Origin of the sequence: Kaistia sp. UC242_56 (genome assembly GCF_044452255.1) — a bacterium.
In the GTDB taxonomy this organism is placed as follows: Bacteria; Pseudomonadota; Alphaproteobacteria; order Rhizobiales; family Kaistiaceae; genus Kaistia; species Kaistia defluvii_A.
In genome coordinates, this window is the sequence record NZ_JBIOAN010000002.1 from 4,009,537 (window position 1) to 4,029,401 (window position 19,865).

At 66.8% G+C, this 19,865-nt stretch carries 13 protein-coding genes and 2 pseudogenes; 13 read left to right on the forward strand and 2 right to left on the reverse strand.

Annotated elements, in window-relative coordinates:
• Positions 1-2 precede the first annotated feature (2 nt).
• The 11 genes and pseudogenes from ACHMWQ_RS21645 to ACHMWQ_RS21695 all read left to right on the forward strand — a co-directional run bounded on the left by ACHMWQ_RS21645 (position 3) and on the right by ACHMWQ_RS21695 (position 13,693).
• Positions 3-287, forward strand: coding sequence for a sarcosine oxidase subunit delta (locus tag ACHMWQ_RS21645; RefSeq protein WP_396309045.1), 285 nt, complete (start codon positions 3-5; stop codon positions 285-287).
• A complete protein-coding gene (locus ACHMWQ_RS21650; protein ID WP_396309046.1) occupies positions 287-3,274 on the forward strand; it encodes a sarcosine oxidase subunit alpha family protein in 2,988 nt (995 codons plus the stop codon). The genes ACHMWQ_RS21645 and ACHMWQ_RS21650 overlap by 1 nt, the downstream gene beginning before the upstream one ends.
• Entirely contained in the window at positions 3,267-3,836 is a 570-nt protein-coding gene (locus ACHMWQ_RS21655) for a sarcosine oxidase subunit gamma (RefSeq protein WP_396309047.1), read from the forward strand. The genes ACHMWQ_RS21650 and ACHMWQ_RS21655 overlap by 8 nt, the downstream gene beginning before the upstream one ends.
• 106 nt (positions 3,837-3,942) lie before the next feature.
• Positions 3,943-5,202, forward strand: a complete 1,260-nt coding sequence (locus tag ACHMWQ_RS21660) for an SRPBCC family protein (RefSeq protein WP_396309048.1) — start codon at positions 3,943-3,945, stop codon at positions 5,200-5,202.
• A gap of 2 nt (positions 5,203-5,204) precedes the next feature.
• A complete protein-coding gene (locus ACHMWQ_RS21665) occupies positions 5,205-6,323 on the forward strand; it encodes a 2Fe-2S iron-sulfur cluster-binding protein (protein WP_396309049.1) in 1,119 nt (372 codons plus the stop codon).
• Positions 6,324-6,328: 5 nt separating this feature from the next.
• Positions 6,329-7,327, forward strand: a complete 999-nt coding sequence (locus ACHMWQ_RS21670) for a dipeptidase (protein ID WP_396309509.1) — start codon at positions 6,329-6,331, stop codon at positions 7,325-7,327.
• Positions 7,324-7,851 (forward strand): DUF5943 domain-containing protein, encoded by a 528-nt coding sequence (locus ACHMWQ_RS21675; protein ID WP_396309050.1) that lies wholly within the window; start codon positions 7,324-7,326, stop codon positions 7,849-7,851. The genes ACHMWQ_RS21670 and ACHMWQ_RS21675 overlap by 4 nt, the downstream gene beginning before the upstream one ends.
• Positions 7,851-9,915: pseudogene (locus ACHMWQ_RS21680) on the forward strand (FAD-dependent oxidoreductase). The gene ACHMWQ_RS21675 and the pseudogene ACHMWQ_RS21680 overlap by 1 nt, the downstream one beginning before the upstream one ends.
• A complete protein-coding gene (locus ACHMWQ_RS21685) occupies positions 9,912-11,807 on the forward strand; it encodes a (Fe-S)-binding protein (RefSeq protein ID WP_396309051.1) in 1,896 nt (631 codons plus the stop codon). Before ACHMWQ_RS21680 ends, ACHMWQ_RS21685 begins: the two are co-directional and overlap by 4 nt.
• Position 11,808: 1 nt before the next feature.
• On the forward strand, positions 11,809-12,936 hold the full coding sequence (locus ACHMWQ_RS21690; RefSeq protein ID WP_396309052.1) for an electron transfer flavoprotein subunit alpha/FixB family protein: 1,128 nt from the start codon (positions 11,809-11,811) through the stop codon (positions 12,934-12,936).
• On the forward strand, positions 12,929-13,693 hold the full coding sequence (locus tag ACHMWQ_RS21695) for an electron transfer flavoprotein subunit beta (protein WP_396309053.1): 765 nt from the start codon (positions 12,929-12,931) through the stop codon (positions 13,691-13,693). Before ACHMWQ_RS21690 ends, ACHMWQ_RS21695 begins: the two co-directional genes overlap by 8 nt.
• A 7-nt stretch (positions 13,694-13,700) precedes the next feature.
• Here ACHMWQ_RS21695 and betA read toward each other — a convergent pair whose 3' ends face one another.
• Both betA and betB read right to left on the reverse strand, forming a co-directional pair.
• Entirely contained in the window at positions 13,701-15,371 is a 1,671-nt protein-coding gene (betA, locus tag ACHMWQ_RS21700) for a choline dehydrogenase (protein WP_396309054.1), read from the reverse strand.
• Between the two features lie 116 nt (positions 15,372-15,487).
• Complete coding sequence (gene betB / locus ACHMWQ_RS21705; RefSeq protein ID WP_396309055.1) at positions 15,488-17,590, reverse strand: betaine-aldehyde dehydrogenase; 2,103 nt, start codon at positions 17,588-17,590, stop codon at positions 15,488-15,490.
• A gap of 354 nt (positions 17,591-17,944) precedes the next feature.
• On the opposite strand from betB, the pseudogene ACHMWQ_RS21710 reads away from it, so the two are divergent.
• Positions 17,945-18,896, forward strand: a pseudogene (locus ACHMWQ_RS21710) (choline ABC transporter substrate-binding protein).
• A gap of 116 nt (positions 18,897-19,012) precedes the next feature.
• Positions 19,013-19,864, forward strand: a complete 852-nt coding sequence (choW, locus tag ACHMWQ_RS21715; RefSeq protein WP_354550890.1) for a choline ABC transporter permease subunit — start codon at positions 19,013-19,015, stop codon at positions 19,862-19,864.
• The last annotated feature ends 1 nt before the right edge of the window (position 19,865 follow it).

The following is a 19,865-nucleotide window of genomic DNA, read 5'->3' on the forward strand; positions in this document are numbered from 1 at the left end:
CCATGCTGCTCATTCCCTGCCCCTATTGCGGCGACCGGCCGGAGATCGAATTTCGCGGCGGCGGCGAGGCACATATCGCCCGTCCCCGCGATCCCCAGGTGGTCGACGATCAGGCCTGGGCCGAATTCCTGTTCTACCGGACCAATCCGAAGGGCCTGATGGCCGAGCGCTGGAACCATGCGCATGGTTGCCAGCGCTGGTTCAATGCGTTGCGCGACACGGTGAGCGACCGCATCCTGGAGAGCTACAGGATGGGCGAAAAGCCGGCCGGCGGAGGGAGCCTTTGATGGCCGGCCGCAACCGCCTGCCCCGGGGGGGCCGCATCGACCGGTCGAAGCCCGTCTCGATCGCCTTCAATGGCAGGACTCTGACGGGCTTTGCCGGCGATACCGTCGCCTCGCTGCTCATCGCGCATGACATCCATTTCGTCGGCCGCTCGTTCAAATATCACCGGCCGCGCGGCTTCCTCAGCCATGGCTCGGATGAGCCGAACGCGCTGCTTTCGGTCGATCGCGGCCCCGGCAAGATCGACCCGAACAACCGCGCCACGGTGGCGGAAGCCCGCGAAGGTCTCGTCACCCACTCGCAGAACCATTGGCCGTCGCTCGAATTCGACGTCGGCGCGATCAACGACGTGCTGTCGCCCGTCTTCGTCGCCGGTTTCTACTACAAGACCTTCATGTGGCCGCGCCGGTTCTGGGACAGCGTCTACGAGCCGAAGATCCGGGCCGCCGCCGGTCTCGGCCGGGCGCCGACCGAGCCGGATGCCGACCGCTACGCCAACCGCCACGCCCATTGTGACGTGCTGGTGGTTGGCGGCGGCCCGGCCGGCCTCGCGGCGGCGCTCGCCGCCTCGGAGACGGGCAAGCGCGTCATCCTCGCGGACGAGCAGGCGGAGATGGGCGGCACGCTGCTGCACGACCGGACCTCGCTCATCGACGGCAAGGCAGCGCAGGAATGGATGGCGGAAGCGCTTGCCGAATTGCGCGCGCGAAGCAACGTCACGCTGCTGCCGCGAACCACCGCCTTCGGCTATTACAACCACAATCACGTCGCGCTCGCCGAACGCATCACCGACCATCTCGCAGACGCCCCCGCCCACCTGCCGCGCGAAAGACTGTGGCAGGTCCGCGCCGGCGAGGTTGTGCTGGCGACCGGCGCGCATGAGCGGCCGCTGGTCTTCGCCGACAATGACCGTCCCGGCATCCTGCTGGCGGAAAGCGTGCGCGCCTTCGTCAACCGCTATGCCGTCGCCCCCGGCCGCAGGATCGTCTTCGTCACTAACGGCGCCTCGGCCTATGCGGCGGCGCTCGACGCCGCCGATGCCGGGCTCGACGTGACGCTGGTCGATATCCGGCCCGAAAGCGATTGCGGGCCGGAACTGGCCGCGCTGCGCGCAAAGGGCGTCACGGCCCTGACGGGCCACACCGTCCTGGCCGCGACCGGCACCAGGCGCGTCACCGGCCTCGCCGTCGCGCCGGTGTCCCCGGAAGGCAAGATCGGCGCGCGGAAAATCGTGGCCGCCGATTGCGTCGGCATGTCGGGCGGCTGGACGCCCTCGGTGCATCTGTTCTCGCAGTCGCGCGGCAAGCTGCGCTTCGATCCGGCGCTCGATGCCTTCGTGCCGGATCAACCGGTCCAGGCAACCCGCTCGGCCGGCGCCGCCAATGGCCGCTACGATCTCAGCGAGATCCTCGCCGAAGGCTTTGCCGCCGGCAGCGCCGCCGCCGGAAACAGCGGCAGCCGCACCTTCACGGCCACGCCGACGCCGACCGGCTTCTGGCCGGTTCGCGTGCTGCCCACCGATGCCGATCCCGCTCGCATCAAGGCGTTCATCGATTTCCAGAACGACGTGACCGCGAAAGATATCCACCTCGCCGTCCGCGAGGGCTTCGAATCCGTCGAGCACGTCAAGCGTTACACCACGACAGGCATGGCGACGGACCAGGGCAAGAGCTCGAACATGAACGCGCTCGGCATCGTCGCCGGCATTCTGGACAAGCCCCTGCCGGCGGTCGGCACCACCACCTTCCGGCCGCCCTATACGCCGGTCACCTTCGGCACGCTGATCGGCCCGTCGCGCGATGCGCTGTTCGACCCCGAGCGAAAAACGCCGATCAATGGCTGGGCCGAGGAACAGGGCGCGCGGTTCGAGGATGTCGGGCTCTGGAAGCGCGCCTGGTATTTTCCACGCGGCGACGAGGACATGCGCGAGGCGGTCGCGCGCGAATGCGCGGCGGTGCGCGAGCATGTCGGCATCTTCGACGCCAGCACGCTGGGCAAGATCGAGGTCGTCGGCCCCGATGCGGCCGAGTTCATGAACCGCATCTATATCAATGGCTGGCTGAAGCTCGAACCCGGCCGCTGCCGCTACGGGCTGATGCTGAAGGAGGATGGCTACATCCTCGACGACGGCGTCGTCGCCCGGCTGGCGCCCGACCGCTTCCACGTCACCACCACCACCGGCGGCGCGCCGCGCGTGCTCGCGCATATGGAGGATTATCTCCAGACCGAATGGCCGGAGCTGGAGGTCTTCCTGACCTCGACCACCGAGCAGTTCGCCGTCATCGCCGTGCAGGGCCCGAAGGCGCGCGAGCTGATCGCGCCGCTGCTTGCCGGCATCGATCTTTCCAATGACGCCTTCCCCCATATGGCCGTCCGAACCGGCTTCATCTGCGGCGTGCCGACACGGTTGTTCCGCGTATCGTTCACCGGCGAACTCGGCTTCGAGATCAACGTGCCCGCCGATTATGGCCGCGCGGTCTGGGAAGCGATTTTTGCACGAGGCGCGGCGTTCGGCCTGACGCCCTATGGCACCGAGGCCATGCATGTGTTGCGCGCCGAGCGCGGCTTCGTCATCATCGGCCAGGAAACCGACGGAACCGTCACGCCGGACGATCTCGGCCTTGCCGGCATGATCGCCAAGGCAAAGCCGGATTTCGTCGGCAAGCGTTCGCTGGCACGTCCGGATCTGGTCGCGCCCGGCCGCAAGCAACTGGTCGGCATCCTGGCCGACGACCCCACCCTCCTTCTCGACGAGGGCGCGCAGATCGTCGCCGACCGCGACCAGCCGATCCCGATCCATGCGCTCGGCCATGTCACCTCGAGCTATTGGAGCCCGGCCTGCGACCGCTCGATCGCGCTGGCGCTGGTCGAGGGCGGCCGCGCGCGCATCGGCAGCGAGGTCTTCGTGACGACGCCGAGCAGCTTCACCAAGGCGACGGTAACAGCGCCGGCCTTCTTCGATGCCACGGGAGAGCGCGTTCATGCTTGAGACCATCGCCAGGGCCACCCGCGCCGCGGCGCTGACCGCGTCCGCCTCGACTGGAACACCGGAGATCGCGCCGCTCCCCGACGCCGCCCGCTTCGCGCTGCGGCTGCGGCCGGCGCTGGCCGCCGAACTGGGCGCGGTGGCCGGCTTCCCGCTCGACCTCGCCATCAACCGCGCCTCGCCGGGTCCGCGCCGGTCGATACGGCTCGGCCCGGACGAGTGGCTGCTGATCGGCGACACGGCGGACGCCGACGCCATCGCCGCCGAAGTCGCCGAAGCTTTCGGCGACAGGTTCCATGCGCTGGTCGAGATCAGCCACCGCAATGTCGGCCTCGCGGTTCGCGGCGCCAATGCCGCCGACGTGCTCAATGCCGGCTGCCCGCTCGACCTGTCGGCTGCCGCGTTCCCATCTGGCTTCGCCACCCGCACCCTGCTCGGCAAGGCGGAAATCGTGCTGATCCGCGAGGATGACGCGCCGACCTACCGGGTCGAATGCTGGCGCTCCTTCGCCCCCTATGTGCACGGCTTCCTGCTGGAAGCGGCGCGGGACTTTCATGGCGATTGAGCGTGTCGCCTTCCGGCGAGAAGATGTCGTTCCGGCACGCATGGGACGGCAGGACGGGTAGCAGAATGAGCGGGACCCAGGGTCCGCCTTCACGAAAGCTGAGCCGATGCTCGACAGTCCCGAAAAACCGCTGAAGGCGCTGATCCGTAATCGCCGGCCCGGGCACAGCCTCGATGCGCCCTTCTATGTCAGTCCGGAGATCTTCGCCGCCGACATGGAGCTGATCTTCGGCCGCCATTGGATCTATGTCGGGGTCGAACCGGACGTGCCGGAGCCCGGCGACGCGATGACGGTCGATATCGGCCGCTATTCGGTCATCGTCGTGCGCGACGACGACATGGGCATCCAGGCGTTCCACAATGTCTGCCGCCATCGCGGGGCGCGCATCCTGCATGACGAGAAGACCACCGTCGGCAACATCGTCTGCCGCTACCACGCCTGGACCTACGACCTCTCCGGCGCACTGATCCATGCCGAGCATATGGGCGCTGAATTCGACCGGACCTGCCACGGTTTGAAGCGGGTGCATGTCCGCTCGCTGCAAGGGCTGATCTTCCTCTGCCTCGCCGACGAGCCGCCGGAGGATTTCGACGAGATGGCGCGCGAGATGGGCCCCTATATCGCCCCGCACGACATCGCCAACACCAAGATCGCCTTCGAGAGCGACATCATCGAGCAGGGCAACTGGAAGCTCGCGATGGAGAACAATCGCGAGTGCTACCACTGCGCCGGCAATCATCCCGAACTGACCGTGCCGCTCTTCGCCTATGGCTTCGGCTTCGCGCCGGACGAGATGGACGAGCAGGACCGCGCCCAGGCCGAGCGCTATGCCTGCCTGGTGCGCGACAGCCACGCCGTCTGGGAGGGAAGCGGCCTGCCCTCGCGCGAGATCGAGCGGCTCGACAGCCGCATCACCGGCTTCCGCACCGAGCGGCTGCCGCTCGACGGCGCCGGCGAGGCGCATACGCTCGACACCAAGCGCGCGAGCCGCAAGCTGCTCGGCCAGTTCACCCGCGCCAATCACGGCGCGCTGTCGTTCTGGACGCAGCCGAACTCCTGGCACCATTTCATGAGCGACCACATCGTCACCTTCTGCGTGATGCCGATCGATGCCGGCACGACGCGGGTGCGCACGAAATGGCTTGTGCACAAGGATGCGGTCGAGGGCGTCGACTACGATCTCGCCAACCTGACCGAGGTCTGGAGCGCCACCAACGCACAGGACAGCGCCCTGGTCGGCTATGCCCAGCAGGGCGCGCGCAGCCCGGCCTACGAGCCCGGCCCCTACTCGCCGCACACCGAATTCCTCGTCGAGAAATTCTGTCGCTGGTATGTCGGCCGCATGGCCGCGCATCTCGGGCGGTGACGATGGCGGATGGCAATGGCGCCCTGCTGCAGGACCCGGTCGCCCGCTTTCTGGAGGGCGGCCCGGTCTGGACCGGCGAGAGCGACGACATCCTCGTCTGCCGCGCCGTCCGCGACGAGACGCATGACGTCAAGACGTTCCTGCTCGCCCCCCGCCTGCCGCATCGCTTCGCCTACCGGCCCGGCCAGTTCCTGACCTTCGAGTTCGACATCGACGGCGAAGCGATCCATCGCTGCTACACGATCTCCTCGGCACCGACCCGCCCCAACCTCGTCTCGATCACCGTCAAGCGCGTGCCCGGCGGCCCGGTCTCGAACTGGCTGCACGACCATCTGAAGCCCGGCGCGACCGTCAAGGCGATCGGCCCGATGGGCGAGTTCAGCTGCCTGAACCATCCGGCGGAGAAATACCTGTTTCTCTCCGGCGGCAGCGGCATCACCCCCCTGATGTCGATGGCGCGCACCTTCCACGACCTCGCCGAACCGCGCGACATTGTCTTCGTCCACGCCGCCCGCTCGCCCGTCGACATCATCTTTCGCAGCGAGCTGGAGACGATGGCGCGGCAGTCGAAAAGCTTCCGCTTCGCCGCGGTCTGCGAGGCCGACAGCGGCAGCGAAGCCTGGGGCGGCTATCGCGGCCGGCTGACGTTACCAATCCTGCACCTCATGGCTAACGACTGGTTAACACGCGAGATCTTCGTCTGCGGCCCGGCCCCCTTCATGGCGGCAGTCCGCGCCATGCTCGCCGATGCCGGCTTCGACATGACCCGCCATCACGAGGAAAGCTTTGATTTCGCCAAGCTTTCCGGCGCCGAACAGGAGGCCGTGCTCGAAGCCGAGGCCGCAATGCCAGTCGGAAAGGTCTATCGCGTCGAGTTTTCGAAGACCCGCCGCGTCATCGACTGTCCGGAAGGCGTTCCGGTGCTCGAAGCGGCCCGCCGCGCCGGTGTCCGCCTGCCCTCTTCCTGCACCAAGGGCCTGTGCGGCACCTGCAAGTCGAAGCTCGTCTCCGGCACGGTCGAATTGAAGCACCAGGGCGGCATCCGCCAGCGCGAGATCGACGCCGGTATGACGCTGCTCTGTTGCGCCAGACCGACCAGCGACCTGGTGGTCGAGCGATGAGAGAGATGAGGGAGCCGGTATCCGGGGGATCCATGAGCGCGCTGCACGACAAGAGCCTCGTCATCGACGGGCTGATCATCTCGAAATGGGACCGTTCCGTCTTCGAGGACATGCGGAAAGGCGGGATTTCGGCCGCGAATTGCACCGTATCGGTCTGGGAAGGATTCCAGGCGACCGTCGACAACATCGCAACCATGAAGCGGGAGATCCGCGACAATGCCGATATCCTGACGCTGATCCGTTCGGCCGAGGACATCGTGAAGGCGAAGGCGGACGGCAAGACCGGCATCATCCTCGGCTTCCAGAACGCCGCCGCCTTCGAGGACAATCTCGGCTATGTCGAGGCCTTCGCCGACCAGGGCGTGCGCGTCGTACAGCTTTGCTACAACACGCAAAATTTGATCGGCACGGGCTGCTACGAGCGCGATGGCGGCCTTTCCGGCTATGGCCGCGAAGTCGTCGCGGAGATGAACCGCGTGGGCATCTTGATCGACCTCTCGCATGTCGGCGCCAAGACATCGGAAGAGACGATCCTCGAGTCGAAAAAGCCCGTCACCTATTCGCATTGCCTGCCCTCGGGATTGAAGGCGCATCCGCGCAACAAGAGCGACGAGCAGCTGAAATTCATCGCCGATCATGGCGGCTTCGTCGGCGTCACCATGTTCCCGCCCTTCCTGAAGCGCGGCACCGAGGCGACGGTCGACGATTATGTCGAGGCGATCGACTATGTCGCCAACATCGTCGGCGAGGACAATGTCGGCGTCGGCACGGATTTCACGCAAGGCTATGACCGCGCCTTCTTCGACTGGATCACCCATGACAAGGGCCGCCACCGCCGCCTGACCGATTTCGGCACCGTGCTGAACCCGGAAGGCATCCGCACCATCGGCGAATGGCCGAACCTGACAACGGCGATGGAAAAGGCCGGCTGGAGCGCGTCCCGGATCGAGAAGATCATCGGCGGCAACTGGCTGCGGACCTTCCGAACCGTCTGGGGCGCATGATGCAGCCGCTCCTGCCTATCGAGGTCGACGAGGAGACCGGCGTCTGGAGGACGGACGGCCTGCCGATGCTCTATGTGCCGCGCCACTTCTTCACCAACAACCACCTCGCCGTGGAAGCCGCGCTTGGCCGCGACCGCTATGCCGAGATCCTCTACCCGGCCGGCTACAAATCCGCATTCTTCTGGTGCGACAAGGAGGCGAAGACGCATGGCCTCAAGGGTCTCGCCGTGTTCGAGCACTATCTGAAGCGTCTGTCGCAGCGCGGCTGGGGCCAGTTCGCCTTCCTCTCGGCTGATCCCGCCACCGGCGAGGCCGAGATCGCGCTCTGGCACTCGTCCTTCGTGCTGCAGCAGCCGGGCGTCACGGGCCGGCTCTGCTACATGTTCGAAGGCTGGTTCGCCGGCGCGATGGACTGGGTCGGGCAAAGCGAGGGCCGCGACTACCGGACGGTCAGCCGCGAAACGCAGTGCGCCGCCGAGGGCCATGCGCATTGTACCTTCCGCGTCATGCCGATGGCCGCCTGATGCGCTACCCGCATCTGCTCTCGCCGATCACGCTCAACCAGGTCACGATCCGCAACCGCGTCGTCTCGACGGCGCATGCCGAGGTCTGTGCCGAGCCCGGCGGCCTGCCGGGCGATCGCTACATCCGCTACTACGAGGAAAAAGCCAGGGGTGGCCTCGGCCTGGCGATCTGCGGCGGCTCCAGCCCGGTCTCGATCGACAGCCCGCAGGGCTGGTGGAAATCGGTCAATCTCTCCACCGACGCCGTCATCGATCCGCTCGCCCGGCTCGCCGAAACCATGCACCGGCATGGCGCGAAGATCATGATCCAGGCGAACTCATATGGGGCGCCGATCCTCCTATCATGGCGAGCACTGGCCGCATCTGATGACCCCGTCCGGCATCCGCGAACCGGTGCATCGCGGCAATGCCAAGATCATCGAAATCGAGGAAATCCGCCGCATCGTCGGCGATTTCGCCAAAGCTGCGAAGCGCGTCCAGGCCGCCGGTCTCGACGGCATAGAGATCTCGGCGGCGCACCAGCACCTGATCGACCAGTTCTGGAGCCCGCGCACCAACCGTCGGAGCGACGAGTTCGGCGGCAGCCTCGAAAACCGGATGCGCTTCGGCATCGAGGTGTTGACGGCGGTTCGCGAAGCAGTGGGTGCGGATTTCTGCGTGGGCCTGCGCATGTGCGGCGACGAGTTCCACGAGGACGGGCTCGACCACGAGACGCTGAAGCAGATCGCGCAGGCGATGAGCGAGACCAAGCTGATCGATTATCTGAGCGTCATCGGCTCCGGCGCGGATACGCACAACACGCTGGCGAACTGCATGCCGCCCATGGCGCTGCCGCCGGAACCCTTCGTGCATCTCGCCGCCGGCATCAAATCCGTGGTCACGATTCCCGTCATGCATGCGCAGAGCATCCGCGACGCCGGACAGGCCGAGCGCATCCTTGCCGGCGGCATGGTCGATCTCGTCGGCATGACGCGGGCGCAGATCGCCGATCCGCATATGGTCGAGAAGATCCGCGACGGTCGCGAGGACGAGATCAAGCAATGCGTCGGCGCGAATTACTGCATCGACCGGCAGTATAATGGCCATGACGTGCTCTGCGTCCAGAACGCCGCCACCTCGCGCGAAGCGACCATGCCGCATGTCATCGCCCGCTCGACCGGCCCGATCCGCAAGGTGGTGGTGGTCGGCGGCGGGCCGGGCGGGCTGGAGGCGGCCCGCGTCGCCCGGGCTCGCGGGCATGAAGTCGTGCTGTTCGAACGGAATGAGGCCGTCGGCGGCCAGATCAATCTCGCCGCCAAGGCGCCGCAGCGCGAACAGATGGCCGGCATCGTCCGCTGGTTCGACATGGAGACCAAACGCCTCGGCGTTGACCGGCGCATGGGCACGGAGGCGACGGCCGCGATGATCCTGGGCGAGCAGCCGGACATTGTGGTGCTTGCCACGGGCGGGGCGAGCCATAGCGGCGATGTCGCGGGCTGGGGCGTGGCGGACGGATTGGCGGTCAGTTCGTGGGACATTCTCTCCGGCCGCGTCGAGCCGGCCAGGAACGTCCTCGTCTACGACGCCGTCAGCACCCATGCCGGCGCGGGCGTCGCCGACTTTCTGGCGACGCGCGGCAGCACGGTCGAGATCGTGACGCCCGACGTGAAGATCGCCGACGATGTCGGCGGCACGACCTTCCCGATCTTCTATCGCCGCCTCTATGCGATGGACGTCGTGATGACGCCGAACCACTGGCTCGACCGCGTCTATGCCGAGGGCGACAACAAGATCGCCGTCTTGCGCAACGAATATACCGAGGCGCTAGAGGAGCGCGCCGTCGATCAGGTCGTCATCGAGAACGGCATCCTGCCGAATGACGGGCTCTATTGGGAGTTGAAGGAAGGCTCGCTCAACCGCGGCCAGATCGATGTCGCCCGGCTCTTCGCGGCGGAGCCGCAGCCCGCCCTTGCCGAAGACCTGTCCGGCGACCACTATCTGCTCTACCGGGTCGGGGACTGCATCTCCCAGCACAACATCCACGGCGCGATCTATGATGCGCTGCGCCTTTGCAAGGATTTTTGACAGTGTTTCCGCTCGCCGGCGCGGTCACGATCCTGTTCTGGCTTGCCGTCCTGGTCCTCATCGTCGGCGTGTGGCGGCGGGCCGGGCTGTGGCGGAAGGGCCGGAAGGCCCGCGTGAACTGGCTCGGCCTGCTCGCCATCCCGAAGCGCTATTTCGTCGACCTGCACCATATCGTAGCGCGCGATCCCTATATCGCCCGAACGCACATGGCCGTGGCGGGCGGCGCCATCGCCGCGCTGGTGCTGGTCGGCATCAATTACGGCCTGCTGCTCTATTCGCCCGGCCTCGATTGGCTGATCGCGATCGCCGCCCTCATCATGCTTTCGGGCAGCGTCTTCGTCTGGCTCCGTCGCCGCAAGCCGCCAGCGCGGCTGTCCCGGGGCGCCTGGAGCCGCCTGCCCTACAGCCTCGCCGCCTTCGCGCTCGGGCTTGTCCTGCTCGGCGTGATCACCGGCGCGAGCCTGCCCGTTTCCGGCCTGGTCGCGGGCTTCGCGGCGCTCATCCTGCTTTTCCTTCTCGCCGGCACGGCCGAACTGGCGCTGGGTATCGGCACGGGCGGGCCGATGAAGCATGCCGTTGCCGGGCTGCTGCATATGGGCCTCCATCCCCGCCCCGAGCGCTTCACCCATCCCTCCACGGGCCTGAAGCTTCTGGACATTCAGGCGGGCGATTTCGGCGTCGAGAAGCCGGCCGATTTCCGCTGGAACCAGTTGCTTTCCTTCGACGCCTGCGTCCAGTGCGGCAAGTGCGAGGCGGCCTGCCCTGCCTTCGCCGCCGGCCAGCCGCTCAACCCTAAGAAGCTGATCCAGGATCTCGTCGTCGGCATGACGGGCGGCAGCGACGCCGCCTATGCCGGCAGTCCCTCGCCGGGGCTTCCGATCGGCAAGCATTTTGGCGCGCCGAACGCGGCCATCCTGCCAACGTTGGTGGCGCCGGAGACGCTCTGGTCCTGCACGACCTGCCGCGCCTGCGTGCAGGAATGCCCGATGCTGATCGAGCATGTCGACGCCATCGTCGATCTGCGCCGCTTCGAAACGCTGGCGCATGGCGACATCCCCGGCAAGGGGCCGGAAACCCTCGCCCATCTGCGCGAGACCGGCACGGTCGGCGGCTTTCCCCATGCGGCGCGGCCCCACTGGGCGGTCGATCTCGATGTGCGACAGGCGCAGCCCGGCGAGGCAATCGACATTCTTCTGGTCGCCGGCGAAGGCGTCTTCGACATGCGCTATCAGCGCACGCTGCGCGCACTGGTCCGATCGCTGAAGGCGGCCAAGGTCGACTTCGCCCTGCTCGGCACGCTGGAACGCGATACGGGCGACACCGCCCGCCGGCTCGGCGACGAGGCGACGTTCCAGACCCTGGCGAAGGCCAATATCGCGACGCTCGACAGCCTCGATTTCAAGCGGATCGTCACAGCCGACCCGCATGTGCTGAACAGCCTTCGCAACGAATATCCCGCGCTGGGCGGGCGCTACGCCGTGCTGCACCACACGACCCTGCTGGCAGAACTGACGCGCAGCGGCGCGCTGACACTCGGCGCTCGAGAGGATCCTCGGCCGATCACCTATCACGACCCCTGCTATCTCGGCCGCTATAATGGCGAGATCGACGCGCCGCGCGCCCTGCTCGCCGGTATGGGCGTGGCGGTGCGCGAGATGGAGCGATCCGGCCTGCGCGGCCGCTGCTGTGGCGGCGGCGGCGGCGCGCCGCTGACGGACATACCCGGCAAGAGGCGGATACCCGATATCCGCGTCGACGATGCGCGCGAAACGGGTGCCGGCATCATCGCCGTCGCCTGTCCCAATTGCACGGCGATGCTGGAAGGCGTCGTCGGCAAGCGGCCGGAAATCCTCGATATCGCCGAACTTGTCGCCGCGTCGTTGGAGGCCTGAGATGAGCGGCACCCGGCGCATAAACCCGCGACGCCCCTTCCGGATCACGCCCGAAGGTATCCGCCGGATCGTGCTGGGCGAGGAAGGCGAAGCCGGCGACATCACGCTTTCGCCCGTCGCGACGGCGACCTCCAGGCCGCTGCGCCTCGTCAGCGAGGCGACGGCGACCCTGCTGGTCGTGGCGCATAGCGATCGCGGCGCCCTTGATGGGCCGGCCCGCGAGGCGATCGCCGCCGCTGCGATCCTGGCCGATCCCGCCACCCCCGTGCTGGTGCTGGTTCTGGGCGATCTGGCGGAGGATCTGGGGCCCTTTGGCGCGGACCGGATCCTCGCCGTGCCGGAATGCGGCAATGGCGCCTTTCTGCCGGATCTGGAGGTGTCAGTACTGTCCGACGTCATTGATCGCTTCCAGCCGCGCCATGTCCTGATGCCGGACAGCCCGACGGGCACCGGCGATCTCGGCCGACGCGCCGCGGCGGCGCTGGACGTAGAGATCGCAACCCATGTCGTCGAACTGAAGCCGGTCTCGGTTGCCTGCAACCGGCAAGGCGGCACCGTGCTGGCCCGGCGCGGCCTGCCGCGGTTCATCCTGCTCGACCCCGGCGCGATCGATGCTGCCTTGCCCTTCCTCGGCGCCGGCGAACGGCTCGACTACGCCGCCCATGCCGTGGCGCCGGGCCTCTATCGGGACCTCGGGCTCAAGCCGGTCGCGGGGGCGGCGCTGCCGCTCGAGGAGGCCGATTTCATCGTCGCGGCCGGCAATGGCGTGCGCGACGTCCCGACGCTCGAAGCGGTGGCGGACCTGTTCGGCGCGGCGATCGGCGCCAGCCGCGTCGCCGTTGACGATGGCCGCTTCCCCAGGGACAAGCAGGTCGGCGCTACCGGCAAGACGGTTCAGGCCAGCGTCTACATGGCGATCGGCATTTCCGGCGCCGTGCAGCATCTGCAAGGAATCCGCGCCTGCCGGCATGTCATCGCCATCAACAGCGATGCCAGCGCCCCGATTGCCCGTCGCGCCGATCTGACCATTGTCGCGGATGCGCAAGCGGTCATGCAGGCGCTTGTGAGCGAGACCGCCGGGCGAAACTGGCCGGGCGATGCCGTCGACGAGGCGCGGGCCGATGGATAGCTGGCAGCTCCGCATCGCCGTCCTCGTCTCGATCGGCCGCAATCCGGTGAGCGGCGCGGCGCGGCCGGATCGTAACGATCTGCTGGCGCTGGAACTGGCGCGCAAGGCCGGCGGTGAGGTCACGATCCTCCATGCCGGCGACCCGAACGAGCCGGCACTGGCCGACTACCTCGCCTACAGCGCCGCGCCGCTCGAGATCCTTCCGGTGCCGGGCGGGCAGGACATCGTGCCCCCGCTCGCCGCGCGCTTGCAGGGCTTCCACCTGATCCTCACCGGTAGCCGGACGGAAGGCGGCGAGGCGAGCGGCATGCTGCCCTATGCGCTTGCCAAACGCCTCGGCCTGCCGATTGTGGCGCAGGCGCTGGATCTCGCCGTGGCGGAGGGCCAGGCCGAGATCACGCAATTCCTGCCCAAGGGCCAGCGGCGCCGCGTCACGGTCCGCCTTCCGGCGATCATCGCCGTGCATCCGATGGCGCCGCTCACGCCGCGCTACAGCCATCTGCGCCGCGTGTCGGGCCAGTCCGTAACATTACCGGCACCCGCCTCAACCGAGGCCACATCGACGGCATGGCGCACCGAACCGGCCAGGAAGCCGGTCGTGCTCAAGGCGACGGAGAAGAAATCCGGCCATGCCCGCATGGCGGCGGCCATCACCAGCGAGAGCAAGGGCGGCACCCTCGTCACGGACGGCACCCCCACCGAAAAGGCGCAGGCGATCCTCGCCTATCTGCGCAGCCACCGGCTGATCGAGTTCTAGACGCGCGTCACCTTTGGGCCGTCTGCCAGTTCTCGGCGACATGATAGCGCGCATGGGCGGCAACCAGCATCGGCCGCCCGAGAATATGGTCTGACGCCTTCTCGCCGATCATGATGGTCGGCGCGTTGAGATTGCCGGTCGTCACCGACGGCATGATCGAGCTGTCGACGACGCGCAGCCCCTCGACGCCGATCACCCGCGTTTCCGGATCGACCACGGCCATTCGGTCGTCGACCGCCCCCATCTTGCAGCTGCAGGACGGGTGATACGCGCTTTCCACCTTGGCGCGAATGAAGGCGTCGATCGCTTCGTCGCTGACCACATCCGCGCCCGGCTGGATCTCGCGCCCGCGATAGGGCGCGAAGGCCGGCTGGGCGAAGATCTCCCGCGTCAGCCGCACGCAGGCGCGCATCTCGGTCCAGTCGTCGGCATGGCTCATATAGTTGAAGCGGATGCTGGGATGGACATGCGGGTCGCGCGTGGCGAGCCGGACATGGCCCCGGCTCTTGGAGCGCATCGGCCCGACATGCGCCTGGAAGCCATGCTCGGAGGCAAGCCCGGTGCCGTCATAGGTCACGGCCATCGGCAGAAAATGATACTGGATGTCGGGATAGCGGATGCCCGGGCGCGAGCGGATGAAACCGCAGCTTTCAAAGTGATTGCTGGCGCCGAGCCCGGTGCCGGTGGTTAGCCATTGCGCCCCGACCATGCCCTTGCCGACCAGCCCGGACCACGCGTAGAGCGTGATCGGCTGGGTGCAGGCCATCTGGAAATAGAACTCCAGATGATCCTGCAGATTCTCGCCGACCCCCGGCCGGTCCGCGACCACCGGAATGTCCAGCGCCTGCAATTCACCGGCGGGACCGACGCCCGAGAGCTTCAGAAGCTGCGGCGAGTTGATCGGCCCGCCGGAGAGAATCACCTCGCGCCGGGCGCGGACTTCCTTGGAAACGCCGCCCTGCTCATAGCGGATGCCGACGGCGCGACGCCCCTCGAACAGGATCGCCGTCGCAAGCGCATGGGTGCGGACTTCGAGATTGGGACGGGTCATGGCCGGCTTCAGATAGGCGTTCGCCGTCGACCAGCGCACGCCATCCTTCACCGTCATGTCCATCCGGCCAAAGCCTTCCTGCTGCGCGCCGTTGATGTCATCGGTAGTGGGATAGCCAGCCTCGGCCGCCGCCTGGATGAAGGTCCTGTAGAGCGGGTTCTCCAGCGAGCCGTAGCGGGTGGCGAGTGGCCCGTCCTGGCCGCGCCAGTCGTCACCGCCCTCCTGCCGCGCCTCGGCCCGGCGGAAATAGGGCAGCACGTCGCGGTAGGCCCAGCCGGAAGCGCCCTCCTCCTCCCAGCGTTCGAAATCAAGCGGATTGCCGCGCACATAGACGAGGCCGTTGATAGACGACGAACCGCCCAGCACCTTGCCGCGCGGGCAATGCAGCCGGCGCCCGTCCAGATGAGGCTCGGGCTCCGTCTCATAGCGCCAGCTATAGCGCGCCATGTTCATGGGTATCGACAGCGCCGCCGGCATCTGGATCAGCACCGACCGATCGGAGCCGCCATATTCGAGTACGAGGACGGTATGGCGGCCATCCTCGGTCAGTCGGTTGGCCAGCACCGAACCGGCGGAACCCGAGCCGACGACAATATAGTCGAAGCTTTCAGCGTTCCCGTTCGGCACGGCATCCTCCTGAAGCTTTTTCGAGCGAAGTGGCCACCGGTTCGCGTGAAGAAAACGCGATCAAACAAAGAGCTGAAGCCATTCCCTGTTGCCATGAATCACGGAATGGCGCGGAATCAGTAGGGCGAGTCGATGGATCCCAGATTGACGTAGACGCTCTTCAGCTGGGTGTAGTGCTCGAGCGCAGCCTTGGAGTTTTCGCGACCGAGGCCGGATTGCTTGAAGCCGCCGAAGGGCAGTTCGATCGGCGTGACGTTGTAGTGATTGATCCAGCAGGTGCCGGCCTGCAGCCGCGCGATGACCCGGTGCCCGCGCGCCAGATCGCGGGTGAAGACGCCGGCCGCCAGGCCGAAGGGCGTGTCGTTGGCCCGCGCGATCGCCTCTTCCTCGTCGCGAAACGACAGCACGGCCATGACCGGCCCGAAGATTTCCTCGCGCACGATCGCCATGTCGTCGGCGCAGCCATCGAAGACCGTCGGCGCGACGAAGGCGCCCTTCGAAAGCGAGCCATCGACGACGCGGTGCCCGCCGGTCAGGAGCCTGGCGCCCTCGGCCTTGCCGCGCTCGATATAGCCGAGCACCTTCTGCATATGCGCTTCCGAGATCAACGCGCCGACCTGGGTTCGCGGATCGAGCGGGTCGCCGACAATCATCCGGTTGGTGCGGGTGACGAGCTTTTCCAGAAACGCCTCGCGCACGCTCTCCTGCACGAAGACGCGGGTGCCGTTCGAACAGACCTCGCCGGCCGAATAGAAATTGGCAAGTAGCGCACCGGAGACGGCATCGTCGAGATTGGCGTCCTCAAAGACCAGCAAGGGCGACTTGCCGCCTAGTTCCAGCGTCACCTGCTTCAGCGTCTCGGCCGCGTCCGCCATCACCTTCTTGCCGGTGCCGACTTCGCCGGTCAGCGAGATCTTGGCGATATCGGGATGGCGCGTCAGCAGCCGTCCGGTCTCGGCAAAGCCCTGCACGACGTTGAAGACGCCGTCCGGCACGCCGGCCTCGGTCATGATCTCCGCCAGCTTCACCGCCGTCAGCGGCGTCAGCTCGGCCGGCTTGAAGATCATCGCATTGCCGGCGGCGAGCGCCGGGGCCGCCTTCCAACAGGCGATCTGCAGCGGATAGTTCCAGGCGCCGATGCCAGCGACGATGCCGAGCGGTTCGCGGCGCGTATAGCCGAATGCTTCCGGCCCGAGATCGACATGCTCGCCGGTGATCGCCCCCGCCAGACCGGCGAAATAGTCGATGCAATCCGCGCCGGACAGCACGTCGACCACCGAGGTTTCCTGGATCGGCTTCCCGGTATCGAGCGTCTCCAGCCGCGCCAGTTCATCATTGCGCTCGCGCAGGAGGCTGGCGACGCGCTTCAGGATCTGCCCGCGCTGGCTGCCGGTCATCGAGGCCCAGATCTTCTGGCCGCGCCTGGCGCTCTTCACCGCCGCCTCGATCTCGGCAGGGCCGGAGATCTCGATTTCGGCGAGGGTCTCGCCGGTTGCCGGATTGATCGTGGCGAAGCTGCGGGCCTCGACGGCCGGATGGGCACGGCCGCCGATGTGATTGCGGATGGCATGGTCGCGGCCGCCCCGGTTCGTCGGCGGCTCGGCGATGGCGGCGCGCGGCCGGACGGCTGCCAGCTGCGCATCGACGAAGGCGGTGGCGATCGCGCGCGCCCCCGCGCCATGCGGCTCGCCTTCGGCCGCCAGAGTCTCGCGCAGCCAGAGCCCGTCGATCACCGCCGCGATGGCGATCGCGATCGACTGCGCCTCGCGCGCCGGCACGATCTGCTTCAGGCCATGGCGCAGATTGGAAAGCATGCGGCGCTGATAGACGTTCTGCACGCGCTTGAAGCGGGCCGAATGGATCACCTGGCCCCAGAAGGCGAGCCAGACGCTGGCGGTGCGGCGGTCGAATTCCTCGGGCGCCAGATTGGCGTCGATGACGGCCTGGATCCGCTCGCGCGGCGTGCGCGCCTGCGCCAGCCGGATCGACACCAGCCGGGCGAGCCGACCGGCGAGATGGCGGAGCGTCGCCTCCAGCAGGCCTTCCTTGTCGCCGAAATAATGCGCCACCAGCCCGGGCGAGACACCGGCGCGGCGGGCGATATCCATCAGCGTACAGGCGGCGAAACCGACATCGGCGAGCGATTCGATCGTCGCCTCGATCAGCTGCCGTCTCCGGACGTCCTCGGCTTCGACCCGGACGGAACCGGCCTCACGCATGTCATTCCCCTTCCGCCATCAAGCCGTTCAATGGTCAGGCATCTTGATTGAACAAGCAATCAATAATTACGCGCCGCGTGATGCGCCCGCGCACTTCCCCAGCGTCACAAATGACAAGGAATGACTCAGGCGCTTAGAAAAACGGCTCTTTCGAGCATTGAACGAGCAAACAATGCGCGTGACATGGCGCTCCGTTTGATGTTGATTGGACAAATAACGAAGAGCGGTGGACACATCGCCACGGGGACTATCACCAGATCCAATGTATAGGACGCTTCAACGCGTCCCATGCTGCGCTATGCTTGGTGGGGAGCAGCGGCCGTTTCCGCATGGCCGCCCGTTGGGAGAATCTGAATGCTCAATTCGATACTGTCGAAGACCTTGGCGGCTGCGGCCTGCGTCGTCGCGCTCGCCGGCACCGCTTATGCGGCCGAGCCCGCTTCCTGCAAGACCGTGCGTTTCTCCGATGTCGGCTGGACCGATATCTCGGCGACGACGGGCCTGACCTCGCGCATCCTGACCGGGCTCGGCTACACGCCGAAGCTGCAGGTGCTGTCGGTGCCGGTCACCTACGCCTCGCTGAAGAACAAGGATATCGACGTCTTCCTCGGCAACTGGCTGCCCTCCATGGCCGCCGATCTGAAGCCCTATCAGGATGACGGCTCGGTCGAAGTGGTCGGCGTCAATCTCGAAGGCGCCAAATATACGCTCGCCGTGCCGACCTACCTCTTCAACGAGGGCCTGAAGACCTTTGCCGACATCGCCAAGTTCAAGGACAAGCTCGGCGGCAAGATCTATGGCATCGAGCCGGGCAATGACGGCAATCGCCTGATCCTCGACATGATCAAGGCCAACAAGTTCGATCTCGGCTCCTTCGAACTGGTGGAATCGAGCGAACAGGGCATGCTCTCGCAGGTCGATCGCGCCGGCCGCCGCGAAGAGCCGATCGTCTTCCTGGGCTGGGCGCCCCATCCGATGAACGAGAAGTTCAAGATGGAATATCTCGATGGCGGCGATGACGTCTTCGGGCCGAATTTCGGCGGCGCCACGGTTTCGACCAGCGTGCGCAAGGGCTTCCTCGAAGAGTGCCCGAATGTCGGCGCGCTGATCAAGAACATGAAGTTCACCCTGCCGATCGAAGGCCAGGTCATGTTCCAGCATCCTGGATGGCGGACTGGACCCGGATGCGGCCGCCACCGCCTGGCTGAAGGCCAATCCGGCCGCGCTCGATGGCTGGCTTGCCGGCGTCAACACGATCGACGGCCAGCCCGGCCTGCCGGCCGTGAAGAAGAGCCTCGGCCTCTGATCGAAATCCCGTCCCTGTCGACGCCGGCTTGCTGGCGTCGACATCGACCGCGCTGCAAGACCGGGCGGAGCTGTAACCGCCCGGACGGTCTTTAACGGCCGCCGGAGACCCTTCCCATGTATAGCTGGCTGACCGAGCACAAGATCCCGCTGGGCTCCTGGATCAAGACCTTCGTCGACTTCCTCAATCTGCATGCGCAGTGGCTTTTCGACTTCATTTCGCTCGTCCTCGGTTCGCTGATCGACGGCTTGACCGACCTGCTGATCCTGACGCCGCCGCTTCTGCTCATCGCCATCTTCGGCGCGATCGCCTATGCGCTGCATCGCTCGATCCGCCTGACGGCCTTTACGGTCATCGCCTTCCTGCTGGTGATCAATCTCGGCTACTGGCAGGCGACGCTCGAGACGCTGTCGCTGGTGATCTGGGCCACCGTCGTCTGCGTCGTCGTCGGCGTACCGATCGGCATCGCCGCCGCGCACCGGCCCTGGCTCTATGCCGGCATCCGGCCGATCCTCGATCTGATGCAGACGATCCCGACCTTCGTCTACCTGATCCCGACCCTGGTGCTGTTCGGGCTCGGCGCCGTGCCCGGCCTGATCTCGACCGTGATCTTCGCCATTCCCGCGCCGATCCGCCTGACCCATCTCGGCATTTCCTCGGTCCCGAGCCAGTTGCAGGAGGCCGGCAAGGCCTTTGGCGCCACGCGGCGGCAGCTGCTCTACAAGGTCGAGCTGCCCTATGCGATGCCGACGATCATGGCCGGCGTCACCCAGTGCATCATGCTGTCGCTCTCCATGGTGGTGATCGCCGCCCTTGTCGGCGCCGACGGGCTGGGCAAGCCGGTGGTGCGCGCGCTCAATTCCGTCAATATCGGCATGGGCTTCGAGGCGGGCGCGGCTATCGTGCTTCTCGCAATCGTGCTCGACCGCGTCTGCAAGCGCCCCGAGCCCAAGTCGGGGAAGCGCTGAG

Excerpts from the sequence above, each read along its gene's own strand:
- ACHMWQ_RS21645 (WP_396309045.1), top strand. The coding sequence starts at position 3 with ATGCTGCTCATTCCCTGCCCCTATTGCGGCGACCGGCCGGAGATCGAA.
- ACHMWQ_RS21650 (WP_396309046.1), top strand. The coding sequence starts at position 287 with ATGGCCGGCCGCAACCGCCTGCCCCGGGGGGGCCGCATCGACCGGTCG.
- ACHMWQ_RS21655 (WP_396309047.1), top strand. The coding sequence starts at position 3,267 with ATGCTTGAGACCATCGCCAGGGCCACCCGCGCCGCGGCGCTGACCGCG.
- ACHMWQ_RS21660 (WP_396309048.1), top strand. The coding sequence starts at position 3,943 with ATGCTCGACAGTCCCGAAAAACCGCTGAAGGCGCTGATCCGTAATCGC.
- ACHMWQ_RS21665 (WP_396309049.1), top strand. The coding sequence starts at position 5,205 with ATGGCGGATGGCAATGGCGCCCTGCTGCAGGACCCGGTCGCCCGCTTT.
- ACHMWQ_RS21670 (WP_396309509.1), top strand. The coding sequence starts at position 6,329 with ATGAGGGAGCCGGTATCCGGGGGATCCATGAGCGCGCTGCACGACAAG.
- ACHMWQ_RS21675 (WP_396309050.1), top strand. The coding sequence starts at position 7,324 with ATGATGCAGCCGCTCCTGCCTATCGAGGTCGACGAGGAGACCGGCGTC.
- ACHMWQ_RS21690 (WP_396309052.1), top strand. The coding sequence starts at position 11,809 with ATGAGCGGCACCCGGCGCATAAACCCGCGACGCCCCTTCCGGATCACG.
- ACHMWQ_RS21695 (WP_396309053.1), top strand. The coding sequence starts at position 12,929 with ATGGATAGCTGGCAGCTCCGCATCGCCGTCCTCGTCTCGATCGGCCGC.
- betB (WP_396309055.1), bottom strand. The coding sequence starts at position 17,590 with ATGCGTGAGGCCGGTTCCGTCCGGGTCGAAGCCGAGGACGTCCGGAGA.
- choW (WP_354550890.1), top strand. The coding sequence starts at position 19,013 with ATGTATAGCTGGCTGACCGAGCACAAGATCCCGCTGGGCTCCTGGATC.